The organism is Agrobacterium rubi TR3 = NBRC 13261, assembly GCF_000739935.1.
Lineage (GTDB): Bacteria > Pseudomonadota > Alphaproteobacteria > Rhizobiales > Rhizobiaceae > Agrobacterium > Agrobacterium rubi.
Map to the genome: position 1 here is coordinate 32,779 of NZ_BBJU01000019.1, position 22,876 is coordinate 55,654.

The 22,876-nt window shown below is 57.8% G+C and carries 25 protein-coding genes and 1 pseudogene; 16 read left to right on the top strand and 10 right to left on the bottom strand.

Features of this window, described 5'->3' with window-relative positions; translation table 11 throughout:
* Positions 1–185: 185 nt before the first annotated feature.
* The 3 genes from RRU01S_RS15405 (at position 186) to RRU01S_RS26220 (ending at position 3,006) form a co-directional block, all read left to right on the top strand.
* On the top strand, positions 186–947 hold the full coding sequence (locus tag RRU01S_RS15405) for a suppressor of fused domain protein (protein WP_234936162.1): 762 nt from the start codon (positions 186–188) through the stop codon (positions 945–947).
* 106 nt (positions 948–1,053) lie between these two features.
* Positions 1,054–2,769 carry a GH32 C-terminal domain-containing protein gene (locus RRU01S_RS15410; RefSeq protein WP_045231186.1) on the top strand — a complete coding sequence of 572 codons (1,716 nt, stop codon included), beginning with the start codon at positions 1,054–1,056 and terminating at the stop codon, positions 2,767–2,769.
* A gap of 66 nt (positions 2,770–2,835) precedes the next feature.
* A complete protein-coding gene (locus RRU01S_RS26220) occupies positions 2,836–3,006 on the top strand; it encodes a hypothetical protein (RefSeq protein ID WP_164470675.1) in 171 nt (56 codons plus the stop codon).
* On the opposite strand, the gene RRU01S_RS15415 is transcribed toward RRU01S_RS26220, so the two are convergent.
* A complete protein-coding gene (locus RRU01S_RS15415; protein WP_108722662.1) occupies positions 3,001–4,401 on the bottom strand; it encodes an MFS transporter in 1,401 nt (466 codons plus the stop codon). The two genes, RRU01S_RS26220 and RRU01S_RS15415, sit on opposite strands and share 6 nt — an antisense overlap.
* A gap of 154 nt (positions 4,402–4,555) precedes the next feature.
* Between RRU01S_RS15415 and RRU01S_RS15420 the strand changes: the two genes are divergently transcribed.
* On the top strand, positions 4,556–4,804 hold the full coding sequence (locus RRU01S_RS15420) for a hypothetical protein (protein ID WP_045231187.1): 249 nt from the start codon (positions 4,556–4,558) through the stop codon (positions 4,802–4,804).
* A gap of 212 nt (positions 4,805–5,016) precedes the next feature.
* Here RRU01S_RS15420 and mazF read toward each other — a convergent pair whose 3' ends face one another.
* The 5 genes from mazF to RRU01S_RS15450 form a co-directional block, all read right to left on the bottom strand.
* Positions 5,017–5,376: a type II toxin-antitoxin system toxin MazF gene (mazF, locus tag RRU01S_RS15430; RefSeq protein ID WP_045231189.1), complete on the bottom strand. Its 360-nt coding sequence runs from the start codon at positions 5,374–5,376 to the stop codon at positions 5,017–5,019.
* Positions 5,376–5,642: a type II toxin-antitoxin system antitoxin MazE gene (gene mazE / locus RRU01S_RS15435; RefSeq protein ID WP_045231190.1), complete on the bottom strand. Its 267-nt coding sequence runs from the start codon at positions 5,640–5,642 to the stop codon at positions 5,376–5,378. Before mazE ends, mazF begins: the two co-directional genes overlap by 1 nt.
* Before the next feature lie 114 nt (positions 5,643–5,756).
* Positions 5,757–5,957 carry a heavy-metal-associated domain-containing protein gene (locus RRU01S_RS15440; RefSeq protein ID WP_045231191.1) on the bottom strand — a complete coding sequence of 67 codons (201 nt, stop codon included), beginning with the start codon at positions 5,955–5,957 and terminating at the stop codon, positions 5,757–5,759.
* 26 nt (positions 5,958–5,983) lie between these two features.
* A complete protein-coding gene (gene cueR / locus RRU01S_RS15445; protein ID WP_045231192.1) occupies positions 5,984–6,394 on the bottom strand; it encodes a Cu(I)-responsive transcriptional regulator in 411 nt (136 codons plus the stop codon).
* Entirely contained in the window at positions 6,391–9,051 is a 2,661-nt protein-coding gene (locus tag RRU01S_RS15450) for a heavy metal translocating P-type ATPase (protein ID WP_045231193.1), read from the bottom strand. Before RRU01S_RS15450 ends, cueR begins: the two co-directional genes overlap by 4 nt.
* Positions 9,052–9,181: 130 nt before the next feature.
* Here RRU01S_RS15450 and RRU01S_RS15455 point away from each other — a divergent pair, with 130 nt between their 5' ends.
* The gene (locus tag RRU01S_RS15455) at positions 9,182–9,457 is read left to right on the top strand and encodes a type II toxin-antitoxin system RelB/DinJ family antitoxin (protein ID WP_045231194.1); all 276 of its coding nucleotides are present in this window, start codon (positions 9,182–9,184) and stop codon (positions 9,455–9,457) included.
* Entirely contained in the window at positions 9,454–9,789 is a 336-nt protein-coding gene (locus tag RRU01S_RS15460; RefSeq protein WP_045231195.1) for a type II toxin-antitoxin system YafQ family toxin, read from the top strand. The genes RRU01S_RS15455 and RRU01S_RS15460 overlap by 4 nt, the downstream gene beginning before the upstream one ends.
* 14 nt (positions 9,790–9,803) lie before the next feature.
* Here the strand turns inward: RRU01S_RS15460 and RRU01S_RS15465 are convergent, their stop codons facing one another.
* Positions 9,804–10,622 carry a serine hydrolase gene (locus RRU01S_RS15465; RefSeq protein WP_045231196.1) on the bottom strand — a complete coding sequence of 273 codons (819 nt, stop codon included), beginning with the start codon at positions 10,620–10,622 and terminating at the stop codon, positions 9,804–9,806.
* Between the two features lie 246 nt (positions 10,623–10,868).
* Positions 10,869–11,345 (bottom strand): YcgN family cysteine cluster protein, encoded by a 477-nt coding sequence (locus tag RRU01S_RS15470; RefSeq protein ID WP_045231197.1) that lies wholly within the window; start codon positions 11,343–11,345, stop codon positions 10,869–10,871.
* Positions 11,346–11,530: 185 nt separating this feature from the next.
* Here RRU01S_RS15470 and RRU01S_RS15475 point away from each other — a divergent pair, with 185 nt between their 5' ends.
* From RRU01S_RS15475 to RRU01S_RS15500, 6 genes and pseudogenes are all read left to right on the top strand, one after another.
* Positions 11,531–13,708 carry a transglycosylase domain-containing protein gene (locus tag RRU01S_RS15475; RefSeq protein WP_045231198.1) on the top strand — a complete coding sequence of 726 codons (2,178 nt, stop codon included), beginning with the start codon at positions 11,531–11,533 and terminating at the stop codon, positions 13,706–13,708.
* A 190-nt stretch (positions 13,709–13,898) separates the two neighbouring features.
* Positions 13,899–14,603: a hypothetical protein gene (locus RRU01S_RS15480; protein WP_045231199.1), complete on the top strand. Its 705-nt coding sequence runs from the start codon at positions 13,899–13,901 to the stop codon at positions 14,601–14,603.
* Positions 14,600–15,334, top strand: coding sequence for a hypothetical protein (locus tag RRU01S_RS15485; protein WP_131367799.1), 735 nt, complete (start codon positions 14,600–14,602; stop codon positions 15,332–15,334). Before RRU01S_RS15480 ends, RRU01S_RS15485 begins: the two co-directional genes overlap by 4 nt.
* Positions 15,335–15,554: 220 nt before the next feature.
* Positions 15,555–15,992: a contact-dependent growth inhibition system immunity protein gene (locus tag RRU01S_RS15490; protein WP_045231201.1), complete on the top strand. Its 438-nt coding sequence runs from the start codon at positions 15,555–15,557 to the stop codon at positions 15,990–15,992.
* Positions 15,993–16,169: 177 nt separating this feature from the next.
* Entirely contained in the window at positions 16,170–16,601 is a 432-nt protein-coding gene (locus RRU01S_RS15495; protein WP_045231275.1) for a DUF2231 domain-containing protein, read from the top strand.
* Positions 16,601–18,031, top strand: a pseudogene (locus RRU01S_RS15500) (PQQ-dependent sugar dehydrogenase); the annotation flags it as partial. The gene RRU01S_RS15495 and the pseudogene RRU01S_RS15500, both read left to right, overlap by 1 nt.
* A gap of 84 nt (positions 18,032–18,115) precedes the next feature.
* Here the strand turns inward: RRU01S_RS15500 and RRU01S_RS15505 are convergent.
* Positions 18,116–19,075, bottom strand: coding sequence for an alpha/beta fold hydrolase (locus RRU01S_RS15505; RefSeq protein ID WP_081880099.1), 960 nt, complete (start codon positions 19,073–19,075; stop codon positions 18,116–18,118).
* Between the two features lie 130 nt (positions 19,076–19,205).
* Between RRU01S_RS15505 and RRU01S_RS15510 the strand changes: the two genes are divergently transcribed.
* The 3 genes from RRU01S_RS15510 (at position 19,206) to RRU01S_RS15520 (ending at position 20,893) form a co-directional block, all read left to right on the top strand.
* Complete coding sequence (locus tag RRU01S_RS15510) at positions 19,206–19,631, top strand: RrF2 family transcriptional regulator (protein WP_108722664.1); 426 nt, start codon at positions 19,206–19,208, stop codon at positions 19,629–19,631.
* Positions 19,632–19,764: 133 nt separating this feature from the next.
* Positions 19,765–20,352, top strand: coding sequence for a DUF1214 domain-containing protein (locus RRU01S_RS15515; protein ID WP_045231204.1), 588 nt, complete (start codon positions 19,765–19,767; stop codon positions 20,350–20,352).
* Positions 20,345–20,893, top strand: a complete 549-nt coding sequence (locus RRU01S_RS15520) for a DUF1254 domain-containing protein (RefSeq protein ID WP_045231205.1) — start codon at positions 20,345–20,347, stop codon at positions 20,891–20,893. The genes RRU01S_RS15515 and RRU01S_RS15520 overlap by 8 nt, the downstream gene beginning before the upstream one ends.
* 21 nt (positions 20,894–20,914) lie before the next feature.
* Here RRU01S_RS15520 and RRU01S_RS15525 read toward each other — a convergent pair whose 3' ends face one another.
* Positions 20,915–21,124: a hypothetical protein gene (locus RRU01S_RS15525; RefSeq protein ID WP_045231206.1), complete on the bottom strand. Its 210-nt coding sequence runs from the start codon at positions 21,122–21,124 to the stop codon at positions 20,915–20,917.
* A 766-nt stretch (positions 21,125–21,890) separates the two neighbouring features.
* On the opposite strand from RRU01S_RS15525, the gene RRU01S_RS15530 reads away from it, so the two are divergent.
* Positions 21,891–22,808, top strand: a complete 918-nt coding sequence (locus RRU01S_RS15530; RefSeq protein WP_045231207.1) for a hypothetical protein — start codon at positions 21,891–21,893, stop codon at positions 22,806–22,808.
* Positions 22,809–22,876: the final 68 nt, after the last annotated feature.

Below are 22,876 nucleotides of genomic sequence, written 5' to 3' on the forward strand. Positions count from 1 at the left end.
CGGATCACACAATCAGAACACTCGGCCATGCGCCCCCTTCAAAGTATCGATTCCGAGACAAGTGGATTGACAAAAGCTGCAACGAGCCATCAATAATTACAACCAAAGGTCAATATAAAAGCGTGTTTTTTTTGCAAAAGCTGCGGTGCGCATCGAGTGGATGAATCGACGCGATAGGAACCGAAATGGCAGCTCTCTTTAGGCGCCGAACGGCACTCACTGCCATCGTCGGCTGGTTAATGGCAGCCGGATGCGCCCGTGCCTTACCAAGGTCCACATCTTACGAAGAAGGGTCTTCCACCATGCTTTCAAGTCTCAAGCGCCTGATATCGGGCAACGGAAAAGCGGTGCCGACGCGCAATAGTAAAGACCGCCGGGAGGCTTACGAGACGTTCCTGGAAGAGCCGGAATATGTCTTTGAGGGTAAAGATGACACGGATACGCTCGTGGAAGCCTACGGTCGTGATTTTGCGCCGGAAGGTTCGGTGGATGAAGGTTATGTTCTACTAAGCAACGGCATGAGCGACCAGCAAATGTCCATCCCGGAAGGTGCCGGGGAAGAGGGCATCAAACCGCGTGCGGAATTGATGTGGTATGTCCGCGAACCCACACCGGAGATCGTGGCAAACTTGCGGTGGTTGACGCAGTTTCCGTTTATCGACAAGACCTTCATAGGCTTTGGACACCGCATTCCCATGCCGACACCGCCACTGTCGGATTGCCCCTTCAAGACCTTTCTCTTTCTCAGACCCATCATATGTGACGACGAACTTTTAAGCGACACGGTGTTTGTGGACAATGAAAAGGTGGATATTTTGACTGTGCACCTCATCTCCGATGCGGAATATGCATTCATAAAATCAAAGGGACTGGATCCGTTTCTCGATATGCTCGATGAAAACGACTATCCGCCCATCTTCGACCCCAAGAGGCCGTCCTATATCTGAGGTGTTCCCGAAGCCTGTCTCAATCCGGGCTCTCCTGCTGCGATGAACTTTAACCTGCCACTTTCGTTGCTATCCTGTCACCGCATATTGATGAAAGGATAGTGGAATGAACGATACAGCTTTGCCCGTAGAGATCGAGAGCGCTGTTCGCACCATACAAACCGATCTTCCGGTCAATGCCACGTTCCACGTCTGGCTGAAGGCGAAGAAGGCGGATGAGCCGGGTTCGGTGTCCTTTTCCAACCATAATGGCAAGTTCGGTGAAGTCTCCACCACCAATGTCGATGAGTATAATTTCCGTATTTATCAAGTGTTTGGCGGCGGGCGGGTTGAGCTGAGCTATGATACGGTGACCACTGCGGTCTCCGTCATGTACTGGTTCATCGCATCCGATGTTCTGGAAACCGGCATTACTGTCGTCCACACCAAGCCGGATAATGCTGCACCCGATCTGCCGGATAGCTACCATTTCCGCCCGCCCTTCGGCTGGATGAACGACCCCAACGGCTTTGGCCGTTTCGAAGGGCGTCCGCACCTGTTTTATCAGCATTATTCCCACGGCCTGCGCTGGAACACCATGCATTGGGGCCATGCAGTCTCTTCGGATTATCTGCGCTGGCGCCACCTGCCGATCTTCCTTTTCCCCTCCGAAGACCTGACGACACGGCCGGACAAGCGCGGCGGTGCCTATTCCGGCTCCACCATTCCGCTGGTGGAAGGCACCGGCATCCGCGTATTCTTTACCGAGCAGGTGCAGGACCGCGTGCCGGAACAGCAGATACAGCTCACCGCCACATCGTCCGATCTCATCATGGCGGGACAGGCAGACGTCATTCTCGGCCACCGCCCGGATGGGCAGGGGCTGACCCCGGATTTTCGTGACCCCTATGTGGTGCGCGGGCCGGATGGACTGTGGAAAATGCTGCTGGGCAGCCAGAGCGATGGCGGCGGCGTCATTCTGCTTTATGAGACGCAGGACCCGACCGCCGCATCCGGCTGGACCTATGTCGGCAAGCTATGGGTGGAAACACGCTACAAGACCACGGCTATCGAATGCCCGTGCCTGCTGCCGCTGGATGGCCCGGCCAATGCCCGCTCTACCCGCTGGGTGCTGACCTATGGCCTCATGCATTCCGAAGATGCCGCCACGGGCCGCAAGAACCTGACCATGGCAGATGTCGGCTGGTTCGACGGCAAGACATTCGTCAAGGAATTTGGTCAGGAGCTGGATTTCGGCACGGATAATTATGCGTTCCAGGCCTTTCTGGATGGCGATACCATCGTCGGCATCGGCTGGCTGGCCAACTGGGCGGATGCGACGCCGGAGATCGATTTCCCCACAGCCATGACCCTGCCGCGCCGCCTGCATTTCTCCCACGGCGCGCTGCTGACACCGCCCATCGGTGCTGCGGAAAGCCTGCGCCACCGCATTCTGGACCGCACACGGCTGGCGGCAGGAGAGCGCGTGGAGTTTCCGACAGGCGCCGTCGAACTGCTGTTCGAACTCACCAAACCCGGCCTGCCCTTCGAGCTGGAACTTGATCACCCCGGCGTCAAACTGGGTGTTGTCTGCGATGAAACGGGCCTGTGGATTCGCCACGAAGATGGTCGCGAAGGTCCGTCGCCGCGCTATATCGCCGAAGGCGCACGCCCGTTCCGCCTGCGGATTTTCCTGGATTACGGCTCCATCGAAGTGTTCGCGGACCATGGCCGCTATGTCGGCACAAAACGCATCGACAGCTTCGAGCCGGTGCGGGCCGCCCACCTGAAAAGCATCGATGGGGCGGTGGCCCATGCCACGATTTGGGCGCTAAAACAGTAAGTGCGTAGGAACATTCCTGGGCCCACACCGTTCTCTGGGTAACGAAAATATCCAGAGGAGAGCCGCGTGACCAAGATTCAGGAAACCGATCCCATTCTATTTCCTTCCGAGGCCAACGAGAACAAGGGCGAGAAGAAACGCGCCGGTCGCGGCATCATCCTCATCATTGCTGGCGTCGGAATCATGGCTTTCGTCATTTATTTGGCAATGATCGTGTTCGCGACCACCCAGTCATAACGGTGAAGGCGCAGCACCCTTCGTGACGCGCCGACCGATCCAGATGGCGGCAACCGAAACCGCAGCCGCCACTCCATAAATTGAAGATAGCGATGGCGATAAATCGCCGCGCTCAAGAGCGGGAACGAGAGCTGTGGCGGCAGCAATCGTCCCGCTCGCCCCTGCTCCGGCAGCCGCGCCCAAAGTGGCGACGGTGGGCAGCAGTGCTCCCGTCATCTTGCGTTCGTGTTCCGGTGCGGCCTCCATGGCATTCTGGTTGATTCCAGCCCAGCACATGCCGAATGTCGAGCCGATCAGGGCCTGTCCCGCCAGCATTTCCAGCCAGCTTCCCGTCAGCAGACCGTAGCCCAACAGCACGCAACCCGGTGCCATCTGCCACGGGCCGTAATGCACACACGCATCGCGAAGCCGCTGCGACTGCAAGCTACCGACAATCACCGCCACCGTGCTCCAAGCCAATGGCATGGCCACCACGATGAACCCCGCAAATGTCGGCTCATAGCCCCACCGCCCGATGGCGATCAGCGCCAGATAGACGCTGGTCAGCGCCTGCGCATAGGACATCAGAAACAGCATCCAGAAACCGTTTCCCACCACCGTGCCGGGCCGAAATGCGTCCTTGGGAAACAGTCCAGCGTCGGGCCGCACGCCCAATTTCAGCGATGTGAACAGCAATGCCGCGCCAAGCACCAGGCTGGCCATGCGCATCTCCAGACCTTCGAAGGCGGCGGGAGCCGACAGGGCCAGCGCGCCTGTAAGGCATAGCACCAGCGGCCATGTCGCCTTGCGTTGGGAAAGGGCGAGCTTTTCCGGCGAAACCGACACCCACGTATAGACGACCAGCAACAGAATGAGCGGCACCGGCAACAGATACGTCGCCCGCCACGACACATGTTCGGTGGCAAGCCCGCCCAGAAGCGGACCCGCGACGGATGCAGCCGCCCACACGCCAGCCTCCACCGCAAAGACCTTGGGCAGCAGATCGGACCGGAAACCTGCTGGGATCAGGCTGTAACACACGGCCACGATCAGACCATCGGCAATGCCCTGCAAGCCGCGCCCCACAATCAGAATGGGAAAGTTGATGGCACCCGCGCAGATCACCATGCCCAGAGAAAAGAACAGCGCCGACACCACCAGTGCCGTCCGTGCACCAACCCGTTCGCGCAGAAGAATCGCCGTCACACCACCCGCGACCGACCCGACGAAGTAGATGCTGTAGGCCCAGCTATAAATCAGCGCACCGCCAATATCCGCCACCGCCACCGGCAAAGCCGCGACAATGGCGAACTGGTTGAAGGCATGAAGCCCGATCCCCGCCGAAATCGCCAATAGCAGCGCCAGATTGCGGCCCCGCAACAATGCCGCCCAACTGCTGTCTTCCATCACATCCACCACTGCCGTCTCCCTGCCAATTCAAAGGTCGGCAGGGAAAATAGGTCCTCAACCATGGTTGAGGTCAAGACTTTGTTTTGATGCACAGCCGGAACTCTGCGCGCCCCACTCAGTTTAACTCAGGACAAAAACAAAAACCCTCAGGGAGGCCCCCATGGACCCGCGCAAGCCACTGACAGAAAACGAAGACGCCCTCGATCAGGACATCGTAGATCTCGAGGTAGACGATCTGCCCGAAGACGGAGAACTGTCCCAGCAGATCGAGCAGGAACTGCGGGACGAAGAGGCCGAAACGGATGACGATCCCTATCAGGAAAGCGACGACGCTCTGCCTGATGACGATGAGGAAAAGGTCTTGGACCGCAATCCATCCATGGAAGGTGGGAAGTTCGACGAGGTTTGAAATTATCAGCGCTTCTCAATCCTTGGGGGGCGCTGATTTCGACAGGCCATAAAAGACTTTCTTCACCTCTATCATTGCCTCGGCGCGCGATCTTCCCTCTTCATTAGACACGAATTTCCCACGTATTCTGGCTAGAAGCAGTTGTTTAAGCTCGATTTCGTCTTCAGGAATTGCCGCGTTCTTCCTTCTGCCTCTCTCATACATTTTGACCTCTATACTGGGTCGATCATGCTGACGACCCTCGCTACGATCTCCTGCATCTTAGCATCGTCCAACGTTTCGAGAAATTTTGCTCTCTTTAGCGCGATACGCCCAGCGATATCGAGGCTTCGTACCTGATTACACAGTGCAACGCCGGTCGTTCTATGCCCGGAAATATTGACCGCCAAGCCCGCTTTACGGGTAAACATACCTCCAGTCGTTATCGGTAAGACCAAGCACAACCCAACGGCATTTATCTCTTTTGGCGTAATGACGACACAGCGATGTTCGTCCTTCATCTCATTGCCGACCACCGGGTTGAGATCGATGAGAAACACGTCGCCGCGCTTTGGAACATTGCTGCGCACCATTACAGCGCTTCTTTGCCCACACGCGGCGCTGCGTCCCAGGCCGAAGCTTCCACGTTCAGCTCAGCCATTTCATCAGCGCCCTCCAGCAATTCTGCAAGCGAGTAGCGCTTTTTTTGCGTTGTCACCGGGCTCGCGACAAGATTTCCGTTGTCGATTTCGAGTGTCATTTCCGAACCGATTTCGGTTCCCATGAGCTTCAGCAAAGCGGGCGGTATGGTCATGACCGCAGCACCGCCCTGCCGTCTGATTTTTGTCGTTACCGTCATTGCTCCTGCTCCAGATTTCCGCTCTGCGTCGTCACGAATAGTTTCAAGACAAACGAAGCCTTAAGTGGGATCATATGTGCTACATATGTAGCACATGCCACCTCTTTTGCAAGATCATCCCACCCGTTCCGGGCTATACCCCACCTCCCGCATCGCCTCTTCAGCCGTTGCCGCGTCTCCAGTCACCGTCACACGATGTGTGGGCAGATCGATGACGATATTTGCGCCGGGAAGCGCCTCTGCCAGCGCGCCGCGAATGGTTTTCTCGCAGTGGCCGCAGGTCATGTCTGGAACGGTGAAAGTGGTGGTTTCCATGGTAATTTCCTTAATATCGTTGCGACTTACGTTTGCGCAGAGGCAGCGTCGATGCCTGCCAGATCGTCCAGAATGGGGCAATCGGGCCGGTGGTCGCCGCCGCAGCAGTGGGCGAGATGGGAGAGCGTTTTGACCATGGCTTTCATCTCGGCAATCTTGCGCTCGAGATCGTTGATATGGGCAAGGGCTATGTCCTTCACGGCTGAGCTTTCGCGGGTCTTGTCCTGCCAGAGTTTCAGCAGTGTTTCTGTTTCTTCCAGCGAAAAACCCAGCGTGCGGGAGCGCTTAATGAAGCGCAGATTGTGAACGTCCTGCTCGCCATAGGTTCGGTAGTTGTTGCCCGTGCGGGCAGCGGGCGTGATGAGGCCGATTTGTTCGTAATAGCGGATCATCTTGGCCGAAACGCCTGAGGCCTGCGATGCCTGACCAATGTTCATGGCGATACCCCCGCTGTTTTCAATCTCAAGGCGTTGCCCAGCACGAAGACCGACGACAGCGCCATGGCGCCCGCCCCGATCATGGGTGAGAGCGTGATGCCGAAGCCGGGATAGAGCGCGCCTGCCGCAACGGGAATGAGCGCGACATTGTAGCCGAAGGCCCAGAACAGGTTCTGGCGGATGTTGCGCATGGTGGCGCGGCTTATTTCGATGGCGTGAACCACGCCCATCAGGTCACCGCCCACCAGCACCACATCGGCGCTTTCGATGGCGACATCCGTGCCGGTGCCGATAGCAATGCCGATATCGGCCTCAGCCAGCGCCGGTGCATCATTGATGCCATCACCCACGAAAGCCAGCGTCTTGCCGCCCTGTTTCAGGTCCTTGATCGCCTGCACCTTTCCGTCCGGCAACACCTCTGCCACCACCTTTTCGATGCCAACTTGGCCGGCGATGGCGTTGGCCGTGCGGGCGTTATCCCCCGTCACCATCGCAACCTCGATGCCCGTGGCTTTCAAGGCTTTGATAGCGTTTATACTGGATGGTTTCAGCGGGTCCGCCACCGCGATGATAGCAGCCAGTTGCCCATCGATGGCTGCATAGAGCGGTGTCTTGCCTTCCTCGCCCAGCTTTTGTGCGGTGTCCGCAAAAGCTGCGATTGAGAGGCCAAGCTTTTCCATGAACCGGTCTGCGCCCACCTCGATCTTGCGGCCATCCACGGTGGCGGAGATGCCGTAGCCGGTAATGCTTTCGAAGTTGGTGATTGTGGGGAAGACCCCCTCTGCCCTGCCGGGCTTCGTCGCTGCAATCGATTCACTGGATCGATTGCTCTGCTGCGCAGACCACTCCTCTGCCCCCACGAGGGGGGAGAGACCGTGTTGCAAGCTTGCCACTCCTCCATCAAACGGTGCGGCTGGGTTAGCCCCTCCCCCTTGTGGGGAGGGGTTGGGGAGGGGTTCTTGCCCCCTCGCCGCTCGCACAATCGCCTCGGCAATCGGATGCTCCGACCGGCTCTCAACCGCTGCCACCAGCCTCAACACCTCACGGCGCTCAAACCCGTCGGCCACCACCATATCCGTCAGTTCCGGTCTGCCTTTCGTTACCGTCCCTGTCTTGTCCACCACCACGATCCCGGCAGACCGCAGCGCCTGCAAGGCGGCGCCCTTGCGGAAGAGAACACCCAGCTCCGCAGCCCTGCCAGTGCCAACCATGATCGATGTCGGGGTGGCGAGGCCCATTGCGCAGGGGCAGGCGATGATCAACACGGCCACGGCATTGATCAGCGCATGGGTATAGGCGGGCTGCGGGCCGAAGATTGCCCAGGCGATGAAGGTCAGCACCGCAACCCCGATGACCACCGGCACGAACAGTGCGGTGACCCGGTCCACCAGCAATTGGATGGGCAGCTTTGCGCCTTGCGCCTGCTCTACCAGCGCGATGATCTGCGCCAGCATCGTATCGCCACCGACCTTGGTTGCGCGGAATTTCAGCGCACCATTGCCGTTAATGGTACCGCCGACCACATGGGCACCAATGCTTTTTTCCACCGGCACCGGCTCACCCGAAATCATCGATTCATCGACATAGGAAGCGCCCTCCACCACCTCGCCGTCCACGGCCAGACGCTCGCCCGGGCGGATGACGACGATATCGCCAACGGCGACCTCGTCCGTTGGAAGATCAATGGTTTGACCGCCCCGCTCCACTCGCGCCGTCTTGGCCTGAAGGCCCGCCAGCTTGCGAATGGCATCGCCCGTCTTGCCGCTGGCGCGCGCCTCCAGCAACCGCCCGATGAGGATCAGCGTGACGATGACGGTGGCCGCCTCGTAATAGACATGCCGGGCATTCTCCGGCAGCAGGCCGGGCGCGAATGTGGTGACCAGCGAATAAAGATAAGCAGCACTCACACCGAGCGCCACCAGCGAATTCATCTCCGGTGCGCCATGTAGTAGGGCCGGAAAACCCGACTTCAGGAACCGCCAGCCCGGCCCGAAAATCACCACTGTCGCCAGCGCGAAATAGACATAATACAGCGTCTGCGTCTCGATGATGCCCATCAGCCAATGGTGCATCGGCGCATAAAGATGCCCGCCCATTTCCAGCACGAAGAGCGGCGCTGTGAAAATGGCCGCAAGCAACACGTCCCGCTTCAGCGTCGCCTCGTCACCGGCATGGTGCATATGCTCATGGCCTGCGTGATCTTGACCAACAGCACCCGGAACCTTCAACGCAAATCCGGCAAGCCGCGCCGTTTCCACCAGCACCTCGCGCTGCCGCGCACCGCCCATGCTTGCGATGGTCACAGCACCGCTGTGCGCATCCACCTCCACGCTAACGGTGGTCGGCGCTGCCTCCAGCACGCTGATCAATCGCGCAACATCATCCGCACCCTTCAAGCCATGCGCCATCAGCGTCATCGTTTGAGGCGCGACCTCATACCCGATCTTCCTCACCGCTGCTGCCAGCGTCTTCGCCGAAAACCCGTCCCCCGGTTCCACCGTCAGCTTCTTCGTCGCAAAATTCACCGAACTCGCCGCCACCCCCGGCACCTTGCCCGCCGCCACCTCAACGCGCCGCACGCAGGACGCGCAGGTCATGCCCTCCACGGACACGGAAATCGGTTCTGCCGGGATGGTGGTCTTGACTGTCTCGTTCATAAGACTTCCCCTTTCGAGACTTCATGTAATGCTTCCCATGATGGGAAGGTCAAGAGTATTCCATTGATATTTGAACTCCATTGAATTTGATGCTCAATTGAGCTACATCAAGACGAACAGGAGTAGGATCATGACGGCAAATGCATATGTTCGAGCGCGCATAGATCAGGATGTGAAAGATGACGCCACGGCCGTTCTCGACAGCCTCGGGCTCACCGTTTCAGATGTGATGCGCATGATGTTGACACGGATTGCACGTGAAAAAGCTTTACCGATCGAGCTTACGCGACCCAACGCGGAAACATTAGCTGCTATTGAGGAAGCACGCGCAATTGCCGCTGAAAAACGCGCTCGCTTCAGCACATCTAATGAACTTTTCAATGTTCTTGATGGCAGCAAGCCGTGAAGGGTCACAAAGGTGATGAAACAAAAGCGGCGTCCAAGCGGGCGACCCTGCCGCGCAGTTGCGACTTTACAAAACAATTTCTGAAAGACTGGAAACGTCTCAACGTGTCAGGTCGCTACGACATGGTGAAACTCAAGCACGTCATGCTGCTTCTTATAGCAAACGAAACACCTTTACCCGCACAACTGCGCGACCATGAGTTGACCGGAGAATGGCGGGATCACCGTGAATGCCACATCGGTGGTGATTTCTTGCTGATCTATACAATAGATGACCAAGCAAATCTGGTCATCTTCACGCGCGCCGGAACACATTCCGAACTCTTCAGATAGCTCTGATATCACCCTTACCGGTGCACGGAAAACCGTGGGATATCCCGCAAGAACTCCTCGCGCACCACCTCTCCCATCGGCTTGTCCGACGGTTTGTCGGCCACGCGGAAGCGGACGAAGACGATGTGCTGGCCTTCGCGTTCGGCCCAGCCGACGAACCAGCCGAAGGGGCGGTTGGGGTCTGGTTGACCGTCGTCGCCCTTGAGGTTGCCAGTGCCGGTCGTGCCGTGGGCGCTCCAGGCTTCGGCGCCATCGAATACTGGGATGATGGCCTTGGTCTTGTTCTGGGCATCGCGGGAAAATGGCAGGTTGTTGGCCAGCAGGCGGCGCATGAAGCCGATCTGTTCGACTGGGGAAATGGCAAGAGACGTGCCGACCCAGGCGTCCGTCAGGCCGTTATCCTTGCCTGCCTCTCCCGCCACATCGGCATTGCCGAAGCCCAGACGTTTGACGTAACTGGCGAATTTCTCCGGCCCCAAGCGGCTGGTGATTTCGCGGGAGTACCAGCGGATCGACTCTTTCTGCCACGTGGACGGATCGACCTTCTTGCGCTCCTGCGGCGTTGCCTCCATGCCCTTATGCCACTCCCAGACGGGATTGAATTCATCGAGCAGAATGCCGGAATCATAGCCGATCAGCGCCAGCGGCACCTTGAACGTCGCACCGGGAGAAACCCGCTTGTCGCAGGTGCCCTGCTGGGTAATGACCGCACCGGTTTCCACCGATGTTACGAAGGTGCATTCATAAGGCTGGGTGGCGGCATAGGCCCAAACGGGTGACAAACCGAAAGCGGTCAGGCACAGAGCTTTAAGAACGGCGCAGCGGGGCAGCATGCATTTTCCTTGAATGTCCGGTCGTCATGGCCGGTAATGGGCGTGTCTAAAGGTATCGGAAGATATTAGGATGCAGATGGGGCAGGAATAGGACGAGCCCATATCCCCCTCATTCCTGTCCCTGTGACAGGAGTCCAGTCGTCGCGCGTCTGCGCGGCGGGACGAGTCTTTTCAGCCCAAGGACTTGGGCTGGCTGGATTCCTGTGACAAGCACAGGAATGAGGGTGGAGTGGATGCACGATGATCTCACCGCTGCTGCGCCTCCGGCTGCTCGCCCACCGTCAATGGCCAGTCCACAACGTAGTTCTCGAAATCGTCCACCTCCACCTTCAGCTCGTTTACTGTACGACCACGGGCGGAAATGCCGGCCACATGCACCGTCTCAGGATCGCCCGAGACCAGATGGTGCCACCAGTAGAGGTCCTCGCCATCGCGCACCAGCGCATAGGCGCAGGTCGGTGGCAGCCAGCCGATTTCGTTGACGAGCTTGAGGTTCAGCTGGATGCAATCCGGCACGGTATCGAACCGGTTGGGGTAATCCGAACACTGGCAGCTGTCGCCATCCAGCAACTGGCAGGCGACGGAAGTGAACACCACCTCACCCGTGTCCCAATCCTCAAGCTTGTTGAGACAGCACAGGCCGCAGCCGTCACACAGGCTTTCCCATTCGGTGTTACTCATTTGCGCCAGTGATTTCGTTTTCCAGAATGGCGCGTCACTCATCGTTAACATTTCCGTTCCATTTTGCATCATCGGGCGGCAACATGGCCCGGCCCGTTTCGTCGTGGCGCGATCTGCCGGATTGTAAGATAATCCTTAAATCCGGCGGAGTAGTGTTGAGGGAATGACCCGCGCAAGGTTGCCGCGTCAAGCAGACGCTCGAAATATCGAACAGGAATTCGTTTTACGTGCAGGAAGATAAGAACAAGAAACAGGCGCGCCGTAAACGCCATATTCTGCTGCGCATCGATTCATGGATCGATTCCGGCCTGTGGACCTCTGCATCCCGCCTTTTCGATTTCTGGGAAGAGGTGACCATCGCTTCGCGCAAACTGCATGTGCGCGGCTGGAAGAAATTCCTCATCAACATTGCCGATGATGCATTGACGGTCGGCACCGCTGGTACGGTGCTGATGCTGGCTCTCGCCCTACCCGCCTTCGAGGAAACCAAGAAGGACTGGCGCTATCGCGGTGATTTCGCCGTCACATTCCTCGATCGTTACGGCAACACCATCGGCCATCGTGGCATCATCCACGAAGATTCCGTGCCGATCGACCAGATGCCGGATCATTTCATCAAGGCCGTTCTGGCCACAGAAGACCGACGTTTCTTCGAGCATTTCGGCATCGATTTCATCGGCCTGGCCCGCGCCATGAGCGAAAACGCCCGCGCCGGCGGCGTCGTGCAGGGCGGCTCGACGCTGACGCAGCAGCTGGCCAAGAACCTGTTTTTGACCAATGAGCGCTCGCTGGAACGCAAGATCAAGGAAGCCTTTCTGGCGCTTTGGCTGGAAGCCAACATGTCCAAGAAGGAAATCCTCAGCCTTTATCTCGACCGCGCCTATATGGGCGGCGGCACCTTTGGTGCTGCGGCGGCGGCGCAATTCTATTTCGGCAAGAACCTGACGGATGTGACGCTGGCGGAATCCGCCATTCTCGCCGGTCTGTTCAAGGCACCGGCGAAATACGCGCCACACGTCAACCTTCCCGCCGCGCGTGCGCGTGCCAACACGGTGCTGTCCAACCTCGTGCAGGGTGGCTTGATGACCGAGGGGCAGGTCGTCGGCGCCCGCCGCAACCCGGCCACCGTCATCGACCGCGAAGAAAAGCAGGCACCGGATTACTTCCTCGACTGGGCGTTCGACGAGGTGCAGCGTCTGGCCAAGGACGGCAAGATCAAGGACCACACGGTCGTTGTGCGCACCACCATTGACACCGGCCTGCAACAGGCGGCCGAACAGGCGATGGAAGGCAGCCTCCGCGAGTTTGGCGAAGGGTACCGCGTCAAGCAGGGCGCGATGGTGATGATCGAAAATGGCGGCGGCATCCGCGCCATGGTCGGCGGTCGTGACTACGGCGAAAGCCAGTTCAACCGCGCAACGGCAGCGCTGCGCCAGCCCGGCTCGTCCTTCAAGGTCTACACCTACTCCGCCGCCATGGAGAAGGGCTACAAGCCGGAAACGCTGATTTCGGATGCGCCGGTGACATGGCGCGGCTGGTCGCCGCAGAACTATGGCCGCTCCTATGCGGGCAAGGTGACGTTGCAGACGGCCCTTGCTAAATCCTACAATACCGTGCCGGTGCGTCTTGCCAAGGATGTTCTGGGCACGCAGATCATTGCCGATACGGCGAAAGCCATGGGCGTCGCCACGCCGCTTCGCACCGACAAGACCATTCCGCTCGGAACGTCCGAAGTGACCGTGCTGGACCAAGCCACGGGCTATGCCGTATTCCCCGCAGACGGCATGCAATCGCGCCGCCACGGCGTAGCTCAAGTGCTGGATTACGAAGGCAAAGTCCTCTACGATTTCGACCGCGATGAGCCGCCCGCAAAGCGCGTGCTCTCGGAAGAAGCCAATTCCAAGATGAACCGCATGCTGGTGACCATTCCCGTGGAAGGAACGGCACGACGCGGCGCGCTGGACAACAGCATCGTCTCGGGCGGCAAGACCGGCACGTCGCAATCCTACCGCGATGCCTGGTATGTGGGCTTTACCGGCAATTACACAACCGCCGTCTGGTTCGGCAACGACGACTTCACCTCCATGAACAACATGACCGGCGGCGCCCTGCCCGCCATGACGTTCAAACGCCTCATGGACTATGCCCACCAGGGCATGGAACTGCGCGCCATCCCCGGCATCCAGAACCCGCTACCCAATGGCACGCACCCCAAACCCGCGAACGGCGCGCTTGTCGCCTCCGCAGACGCCAACGCCATGCCAGCCCTCACCCGCCCCCGCTCGCTCTCCGCCGAAGCAACAAGAGTCATTCGCTCTATCGGCAAGAAGCTGAAGGAAGCCTCTGCGCCATCGCTGACGGTGCAGAAGGTGGCCGATGTGGGGAGTGATGGGGTGAAGCGGTAGCGCTTTTCACAGGATTGCGTGTTTTTCGTTGGATGGCCCTCTGCCGGGTAAGTGTCATCTCGATCGACGAGTAAGTATCTGCCCATCTATCGCCAGAGATGCAGCACGCCTCTGCGACCCCATACTGGTTGAAAAATTATCTACCTGTGATAGCAAATATGCCGACAGAGGGTGATAAGCAAAAGGCAATATGGCGTCGCAATCGCGTATCAGATCGGGCTTTATCGACGTGGCCAGTATTGTGCTCGCGCTTCTAGCTGGGCTTGTTGGCGAGCGGGCCGGATTTCTTCTTCACATGCCGCACTTTCCGGCAGTTATTGGAGACAGCGAAGCGCTGTGGCGGGTGTTTGCAAACGGCCCGCAGAATCCAAATTCTCTTTTTATGATTCTCATTCTGGCCGTGGCCTCTGGCACATCCTGGGTCATAGACAACGTTGCCAGCATTGACGAAGCGCGGCAACGCTTGCGGGCTATCAGCAAACCTGTCCGCCATGCTTACACAGGCATTGCACTACTTTTGACACCCTTGTTGTTTGTGGTTCCCGCCTTCACGTTTTTAAAGATGTTTCTGACCGCAGCAGCGACCGTTCTTCATCGCCTCGTTTACATTCGGGCAGAACGGAAGGGCGTACCGGTCATTCCTTTACGAATCGCAGCCGGCTTATTCTTCGGGATACTGGTTGGTCTTATCCTGACGGATCAGCAGCAATCGGTCTACAATTGCAAATCAAACACACTGCGGCTTCTGTCAGGTGAAACGATGCAATGCACACAGATTGTCCTGCTCGGCAGCGGTCCGTTCGTCATCGTAGAAGGACCTACGAAACCAAGGCTCATCAAGACAAGCGACTTCGGCCTTGAGGAGGTCGACAGGACTTCGGGACACAGCCCATGAGCGAGCCTGACACCAAACGACCCACGAGATTAGCGAGATATGGCGCAGCCCTTATGTTCGTTGTCGTCATGATCCTGCTGCTCTACACCATGTTGCTCGGCGCTCAACTGGCCTTTCTCGTGCAGCTTCCAAGGCTCTCTGAACTCTTGCGTGATGGGCGCTCCATGTGGCTGGTTTTTTCCACTTGGCCGGATACCCGTTTCGGACTGTTTTTCGCCATGGCATACTTCGTCAACATCGAGGTCTCCAAGTTTTCCGACTTTCGGAGCTTCCGCAACTGGATCGGACAGTTGGACCGTCGGCATTTGGTCGCAGTGATCGGTACATCAATCTTCATAATGCCCCTGTTATGGGGTGCAGGCATGACGTTACTGCTGTCCATAGCCGCGATTATCCTGTGCTGCATCGTTGGCCGCATAATTCTACAATGGGCACAAAAAGCTGGCGTCCCTACAGTCATCGTCGTCATTGTAAGCGCTGCAGCAATCGGTTTTTTCGGTAACGTGCTAATTTCCAAGTCCTATAACGACACATTCGTGTGTCGCAAAGGATCGGTCGAACTACGCTCTGGCCAGACGGTGGCATGCGACAAGATCGTATCTTTTTCCGATAAGTCGCTCTGGCTCATCGAAAGCGCAAGCCAAGTCCGCCTCGTCGCATGGCCCAATCTTGAGTTCAAAAATGTGCTGGACGCCTCTCGCCCGAAAGGCGTGGATTCGGACGCTCGCTGAGATGACCATAGCATCCGACGATTTCCCAGCGCTTTTTGGCCTCATTGCTGGTGGCCTGCACTAGGACATCGATTTGGAATACGACACCGTACCGGAGGCTCTGGCGGGATACGCGCGATTTACCGAACGCGATGAAAAACAAATGCTGCTCAACGAAATAAAGAGTTTCCTCTAACGATAGGGAGTGACGATAGTAGTGATACTTTGGTCAGGAGGTCTGATGTCCACCATTGGGCGTCATCTGCGCGGAATAAAATCCGTGACCATCATCGGGGAGCTCCGTCGTATGATGCTCAAATTTTGGTGGGGTGTGGATTCTGCTGGCGTGAACATAATCGATCGCGATTTTCCCGCACTTTTCAACCTGATTGGAAACTATCTCCATCAGGATATGGACATTGAGTTTGACAGCGTGCCAGAAGCGCTCGCCGGCTACTCACGTATGACTGAACCCGGTGAAAAACATAAGCTGGTCGATGAAATGGAGACCTTCCTCGGACGGTATCACAACGATCTCGACGGCGAGTTTTCAAGACGTTACGGGTTCGACTTCACACCCGATATTATAGGCCAGACGGTGCCCGAATTTTTCGACATGCTCAGAACGATCCTTGACGACCCGGAAAGTTATATTCGTTTTGAGCCAAACGATCAGTAACTAAGGCCTTCGCTGGCCTTGGCTTTACCGCCCGCGAGAAGATTAAGCGAGGCATTTACTTTCCAAGCAGCAATGCGCAAAAGCTCGTATCTGTTGTCTGCAACCAATCGTCTCTCAAACCGTTTCAATTTCAACCCCATAAAACAGGGCAAGTCCTTTTTGGTTGGAGACCAGTCTATGAGCGATGCGACTGGCAGAGAAGCCTCTGCTTATCCTTTTCAATCTCTTTTTGTGCCGTTTCCGTTCGTCTGTTTTTCAATGACGCTGGGGACGGATATTGCATTTTGGCAGACGGGCAATCTGTTGTGGCTGAATTTTTCGGCTTGGCTGCTGTTTGCCGGGCTGGTGTTGGGCGGGCTGGCGTTGCTGGCGGGGTTGGTTGATCTGTTCAGGTCGCGCACCCGGCCCATGCGGCCATCGTTGTTTTCGATCGTGCTGTTTGTCGGCATGCTGGTGCTGGCGCTGCTGAACAGTCTTGTTCATGCCGGTGACGGATGGACGGCTGTGGTGCCCTATGGGTTGCTGATTTCGGCTATCACCTTTGTCGTCGCGCTGATGACCGTTGCTGCGTCTTCCCGCAAATATGCCAGACTGGCTTGGAGAGTATGATGATCGCGCGCCGTCTCATTCACACCGCTGTCCTGATGGGCAGCGTCGCCGTCGTCCTGTCCGCCTGCAACGAGCAGGACAATAATTTCGATCTGTCCCAGCAGATCGGCGCAGACCCCGTGCTGCCGGAACCATCGACCAACCTTCTGCCTGACCTCAAGGTCGCAGAGGTCGTGGGCTGGAAGGATGGCGAGATGCCAACGGTGCCTGAGGGATTGAAGGTCAGCCTTTACCAGAAGGACCTTGCCAATCCCCGCACCGTGCACACGCTGCCGAATGGCGACGTGCTGGTGGTGCAGTCGCGCGGCCCGGCGGGCCAGTCTCCCTCGCGGCCGAAGGATATTATCCGCGGCTGGATTATGGCGATTTCGCATGGGGAGACGCGTCCGCAGAAGGAAAGCAATCTCATCACACTGCTTCGCGATACCAACCGCGATGGCACTGTCGATGAGCGCCACGATCTGCTGACGAAGCTGGATTCGCCCTTCGGCGTCGCCTTTGCCGACAACACGCTCTATGTCGCCACCGCCAGCGAGATTCTTGCCTATCCCTACCAGCTCGGGGCAAACGAGATCACTGCCGAACCACGGGTGCTGACACCGCTGCCCGGCGGGCCGATCAACCACCATTGGACGAAGGATCTGGCGCTTAGCCCCGATGGCAAGTTCCTGTATGCGTCGGTGGGGTCAAATTCCAACATCGTGGAAAATGGCCTCGAGGCTGAAAAAAACCGCGCCGCCATCTTGCAGGTGGACCGGCAGACGGGTGCCTTCAAGCTGTTTGCGTCAGGGCTTCGCAATCCAAACGGGCTCGCATTCAATCCGCAGTCCAAGGAATTGTGGGCCGTTATCAACGAGCGTGATGAGCTGGGACCGAATCTGGTTCCCGACTATATGACATCGGTGAAGGAAGGTGGCTTCTACGGCTGGCCATGGAGCTATTATGGCAACCATGTGGATGCCCGCGTCTACCCTCCGCGTCCCGATATCGTCGCGACGGCCATCAAGCCGGATTATGCGCTGTCCAGCCATGTTGCCGCACTCGGCCTGACGTTTACGCTCAATTCCGCCATGCCTGCTGCCTATGCCAACGGCGTATTCATCGGTGAACACGGCAGCTGGAACCGCAATGCCTTCAACGGCTACCGCGTGACCTATGTGCCCTTCGAAAACGGTAAGCCGTCCGGCAAAACGCAGGATGTCGTCACCGGCTTCATTCAGGGCGACAAGGCGCGCGGGCGGCCCGTGGGCGTCGGCATCGATGGCACCGGCGCCTTGCTGGTGGCGGACGATGCGGGCAATTCGGTGTGGCGCGTGGCCGCGGCAGATGGCACGGTGACACCGGCACCCATCGCAACCGATGACGTATCTGCGGGTGGCGCGCAAACAGCCATGGCCCCTGCTCCGGCCGCCGCTGCGCCAACCGCTCCAGCGAACTGAGAAAGCACTTTTCCCAACGCCGCTCCCTTTCAAGTGGCGGCGTTTGCGGTTGAGGTGCGCAATCTTTCTGCCACGTCAGCCTTTCAGAAACGCGATGATGGACCGGTTTACCACATCCGGTGCTTCCTGCGGCAGCCAATGGCCTGCCCCGGCAATGATCTGCGTCGTCTTTAAAGCTGGAACCAGTGCAGGCATAGCCTCGATCATCTCTCGCATGCCCGGAATAGCAAGACCGGTATCGCGCTCACCCACCATGAACAGCGCGGGGACAGTCACTTTCAAGCCGGACAAAGCGTGCGCAAGCTGCCAGTTGCGATCCAGGTTTTTGTAGTAATTGAGGCCGCCTGTAAAACCGGATGCGGTAAAGGCGTGCACCAGCACATCCCAATCGGCATCCGTCAGCCATGACACCGGACGATCCGGCAGATCGGCGAGCAAACCACGTTCTCGCGACACCATTCCGAACGGGTTGGGCGTACCATTGCCCGGCAGGCGCGGCCCGGCCTCGCCACTGGCCGCATGATAGATTTTGCGCAGCGTCGTTTCAGGGTCCTTTTCCAACTCCAGGCGCGCCTCATCCTGCTGGAAATAAAGGGCGTAAAGCAGTGCATCACCAGTGGCTGGGAAGATAGCGCTGGGCGCAACGGGTGGCGGGACCATCATGGGTACTCCCATGGCGACGACCTTATGAAAACGATCCGGGCGCAGAAGCGCTGCCTGCCAGGCGACTGTCGCACCCCAATCATTGCCGATGAAGGTAGCCTTGTCCTCACCCAGCGCATTGACCAAACTCACCATGTCACCCACAAGATCGAACACGGTAAACTGCGCCGAATCCAGCGGTGCTTCGGTCTGGCCGTAGCCGCGCATATCCGGGGCGACGGCATGAAAACCGGCATCTGCCAAAGCATTGATCTGGTAACGCCATGCATGCGAGGTTTCCGGAAACCCATGGCATAGCAGCACCAACGGCCCCTCGCCCGCTTCCAGAATGTTCATGTGCAGGGTTTGTGTCTTGATCATCCGCTGTTTCATATCGGTCTCCTCGAAAGGCATGTTTCAATGCAGCGACATTTCATCTTCATTGCGTATCAAGATATGTTACAGAATAGATGGGATCAAGATACCGTAACAAATATTGTTACATTTAATGGAGGTGTCACGATTGAGACAGGATGGACGGCTGGCGCGAATGGTGCATGTTCTCGTTCACATGGGGCTTTTAGGCGGGCGGGAAACATCCGAGCGCATTGCGCAGATGCTGAATACCAATGCCGTCGTGGTCCGGCGAACCATGGGCCAGTTGCGGCGGCACGGGATCGTTGCTTCGGAAGGTGGTCGCGGCGGCGGCTGGTCGCTCGCCAAACCGTTGGACGAGTTGACGATCCTCGATATTCAGCAAGCGCTTCAGGGCGACACGCTTCTGGAAGCTCCCCTTTCTAACGATCATCCCTCCTGTCCGGTGGAAAAAGCAACGAATGCAAGGCTTCTGGAGGCGTTCCAGGGCGCAGAGCTGGCTTTGGCAAAGGCCTTTCGAGATGCCCGCCTTTCGGACATCGCCCGCACGGCGCTTGAGTCTAAAGCAGAGTAACCCAGACAAGGTCCATACATCATCAGCAGGAAACGCGAAGATTTATGGAAAGCCTCATCGCCATGGCGTTCTGCCCATTTCCCCCAAACGGAATCAGTGCTAACCCTCACCTGTTCCAAAACGGGAAAACAGCGTGTTCCGAGTTCCATTTCTTGTTGCAATCTCGCTCATTGTCGCCTTCGGCGGCGGAATTTTATCCACGCTGGCGGCGCTGGAAGCGACGGATGGTTTTGGGTCTATCAAGATCGGCGCGTGGGATGCCTTTCCCGAAGCACAGACGATCGAGGCCGATCCTTATGCCAAGTCGCACCGCTCCGATGCGGGCAAGCTGCTCTACGGAACGGCCGAGGGTTTGAGCTTCACCGCAGCAACCGATAGCGACGGCCAGCGCCTGACCGGCCAATGCCGCTACAGTTTGAGCGGCAACGTGCCCCCATCCCGCTTCTGGACGCTGTATGCCGCAGATCAGCAGGGCAACCTTCTGGATGACGGCTCGGGCCGGCCATTCGCGCTCAACTCCCGCACGCTGTTGCACGGGCCGGATGGCGGCATGGATATCAGCGTGGCCGCTAGTGCCCAGACCTACAATTGGCTGTCGGTGCCACAGGGCAGCAATTTCAAGCTGGTGCTGACCCTGCTCGATACGCCGGTTGCGGGCAGCACGGGCCTCATCGACATCAAGATGCCGGATATCCGCAAGGCAGGATGCGGCAATGCTTAAGGTCGTCTTTGCCATTTTCGTGGGGCTTGTGGGTGCAGCCGTGCTGCATCTGGTCATTCTGCTATCGACACCGCATTTTTCCAACCGCGACGCCTATACGCGTGCGGTGGCGGAAGGGGCGGCCAATCTGTTTCATCTTCTGGATGACAGCCGTGAGAAGACGGAGCTTGGCAGCGGCGATCCCTTCATGCGGGTGGCCGTCTGCACCTTCGATATTTCGGACAAGCCGGTGCGGTTGGAAGCCTTTGGGGCGGTGCCGTTCTGGTCGGTGGCGATTTTCGATAGCGCGTCCAACGAAATCTTCAGCATGAACGATCGCACATCGGCGGGCGGTGAGCTGGATATTCTGGTCGCCAACCAGGTGCAGTTGGCCGCCATTCGCAAGGCACAGCCTGCGGCTCTGTCACAATCCATTCTGGTGGAAGCAGCCCAGAACAAGGGCTATGCGGTGTTGCGCACCATGGTGCCGCAGCCAAGCTTCGTGGAAGAAGCCACGCGGTTTTTAGGCGAGGCGAAATGCGCGCAGACGGCCGGGCAATAACCAGCCTTCACGCAATCCCCATTAAGAGCCGATCGCAGCATCCGTTGAAACGGTGATGACCTTGCGTTTGCGCGGCTTCTTGCGGTTTTCCATCTGGATATCGATGATCGGGCGCTCATAGCGCACGCCGGTGAAAAACAGAAGCTGCGCGGGTCCGACGGCTGCACTTTCGCTCAACGCCGGTCGTTTCAAGCGGCGGGTCGCCGCGTAGAACGAGATAATGTCTGCCATAATCTTCTCCTCTCAGGGGGCATGACGCATTGGTTATCGAATAGACGCGCGAGGCCTTGCGGACGCGCAGGAATATCAGCACCACAACATTGTTCATTTCCAGTCCACAGACTGGCATGGGAGACGTGCGCTCGAGAGCGGGGCCATATGCTTGCCCGCCTCACCTGCTAGATTTCGCACTATAGATTTAGCACCGAATCTCTAACCGCTTCAGGCATTACAAACACGCAAAGATTAACCGGACGTTAATCCTAATATTCCCAGGCTCGTACAAAAATCATTCAAATTGTCGCTGTTGCAGAAACCATTCAGAAAGGCTGTGTTCACAGTCCTGTGAGCACAGTTTCACGCCGTTTTTGAAAGTCTTTGAAAAATTTAAGGAATTTCAAACGCCAAAGAAAATCACGGGTTAATTTTCCACCATGCCGTGTTTGACGTGTGTCGTTTTCGTCATGTCTAACGCCCTTAGCCGCCATGATGGCGGTCAGGGGCTCGTCGCTCCATGTCACAAGCACGGTCGGCGAGTCCCCGCTAGCGCGTTTTAACGCGAGAGCCCCAAGCGGGGTTCCAAACTTTTTTCAAAAATAAATTCTTAAAAATTCACTGTGAATAAAACCAAAAAAAGCTTTGCCCCTTCGCTGGTTAACAGGGCGTCAACACGTTTGATGTAATTTGATCATAGTGTTTTGTTTTGCGTCTGTTGGGTATTGCGTTGACCGACCGGTTTCGAGAATTAGAAAGGCCAAGGGCCGAGAGGAAGAAAGACGTGGTGCTGATGGCCACTATATCGAGTTTCGAAGGCCTTTCTCATCCCTCCAGATCAGAGCTTCGGCAGTTTGCGGAATTGTTTCTGCCGCTGTTTACCGCCTCCACGGCCGAGGCGAAGCGGGATGCGATCGCGGCTCTGTCTCAAAACCCGAATGTGCCATCGGCCGTTGCTTTCTTCATCGCCAGCCAGCCGATTGCGCTATCTGCGCCGTTCCTTGTTTCGTCCAGATGTCTGGATGACGACACGCTGATCACCATTGCCCGCACCCAAGGTGGCGCGCATGCGCGCACCATCGTGCGTCGCGATGACCTTTCCCCGACCGTCATCGATGCGCTGGTCGGCCTTCGCCATTCGCGCCCGCCGGTCAATACCCAAGGCAGGGCAGACGAGGCGACCCCGGATGTTTCGCTGTTTACCCAAAAGACGATTGCCGAGCGCGAAGAAGATTTGCGCCGCCAGCTGCGCACCATGGCGCGGCAGCTCAACCGCACCCATGGCGATACGCTGGGGCGCCGCCGCCTGACCGATGTGCAGGAAGCCTTGCTGGTTCGCTTTGCTCGAGCCCGTGATGCCCGGCAGTTTTCCCGGGCACTGTCGGACTCTCTGTCTGCCAGCCACTGGCTGTCGGAACAGGTGATGCTGGATATTTCCGGCCAGAAACTGGCCACGACCATGGTCGGCCTTGGCGTCGACATCGTTGACGCCGCCTTCGTGCTGGAAAGCTTTTATCCGCATCTGAAGGTTCGCGATGGCGATATGACCCGCGCCGAAGTCATGCTCGACAATCTCGACGCCGCGCAATGCGAAGATCGCATCGAAAGCTGGCGGCGTGCCGACAGTTCCACGACCGACCCCACCAGGGAGAGCGTGGATATGCGCGACGATGCGCGTGAGCGGTTGGTGGTGCGGCGGTAGGACGAACGTTGCCGGCAGCGTGTGGGGCCTACCCCCCTCTGCCTTGCCAGGCATCTCCCCCACAGGTG

Bases quoted from the DNA above. Each gene is read 5' to 3' on its own strand.
- RRU01S_RS15405 (WP_234936162.1), top strand. From the start codon at position 186: ATGGCAGCTCTCTTTAGGCGCCGAACGGCACTCACTGCCATCGTCGGC.
- RRU01S_RS15410 (WP_045231186.1), top strand. From the start codon at position 1,054: ATGAACGATACAGCTTTGCCCGTAGAGATCGAGAGCGCTGTTCGCACC.
- RRU01S_RS15420 (WP_045231187.1), top strand. From the start codon at position 4,556: ATGGACCCGCGCAAGCCACTGACAGAAAACGAAGACGCCCTCGATCAG.
- mazF (WP_045231189.1), bottom strand. From the start codon at position 5,376: ATGGTGCGCAGCAATGTTCCAAAGCGCGGCGACGTGTTTCTCATCGAT.
- mazE (WP_045231190.1), bottom strand. From the start codon at position 5,642: ATGACGGTAACGACAAAAATCAGACGGCAGGGCGGTGCTGCGGTCATG.
- RRU01S_RS15440 (WP_045231191.1), bottom strand. From the start codon at position 5,957: ATGGAAACCACCACTTTCACCGTTCCAGACATGACCTGCGGCCACTGC.
- cueR (WP_045231192.1), bottom strand. From the start codon at position 6,394: ATGAACATTGGTCAGGCATCGCAGGCCTCAGGCGTTTCGGCCAAGATG.
- RRU01S_RS15450 (WP_045231193.1), bottom strand. From the start codon at position 9,051: ATGAACGAGACAGTCAAGACCACCATCCCGGCAGAACCGATTTCCGTG.
- RRU01S_RS15455 (WP_045231194.1), top strand. From the start codon at position 9,182: ATGACGGCAAATGCATATGTTCGAGCGCGCATAGATCAGGATGTGAAA.
- RRU01S_RS15465 (WP_045231196.1), bottom strand. From the start codon at position 10,622: ATGCTGCCCCGCTGCGCCGTTCTTAAAGCTCTGTGCCTGACCGCTTTC.
- RRU01S_RS15470 (WP_045231197.1), bottom strand. From the start codon at position 11,345: ATGAGTGACGCGCCATTCTGGAAAACGAAATCACTGGCGCAAATGAGT.
- RRU01S_RS15480 (WP_045231199.1), top strand. From the start codon at position 13,899: ATGGCGTCGCAATCGCGTATCAGATCGGGCTTTATCGACGTGGCCAGT.
- RRU01S_RS15485 (WP_131367799.1), top strand. From the start codon at position 14,600: ATGAGCGAGCCTGACACCAAACGACCCACGAGATTAGCGAGATATGGC.
- RRU01S_RS15490 (WP_045231201.1), top strand. From the start codon at position 15,555: ATGTCCACCATTGGGCGTCATCTGCGCGGAATAAAATCCGTGACCATC.
- RRU01S_RS15495 (WP_045231275.1), top strand. From the start codon at position 16,170: ATGAGCGATGCGACTGGCAGAGAAGCCTCTGCTTATCCTTTTCAATCT.
- RRU01S_RS15505 (WP_081880099.1), bottom strand. From the start codon at position 19,075: ATGAAACAGCGGATGATCAAGACACAAACCCTGCACATGAACATTCTG.
- RRU01S_RS15520 (WP_045231205.1), top strand. From the start codon at position 20,345: ATGCTTAAGGTCGTCTTTGCCATTTTCGTGGGGCTTGTGGGTGCAGCC.
- RRU01S_RS15525 (WP_045231206.1), bottom strand. From the start codon at position 21,124: ATGGCAGACATTATCTCGTTCTACGCGGCGACCCGCCGCTTGAAACGA.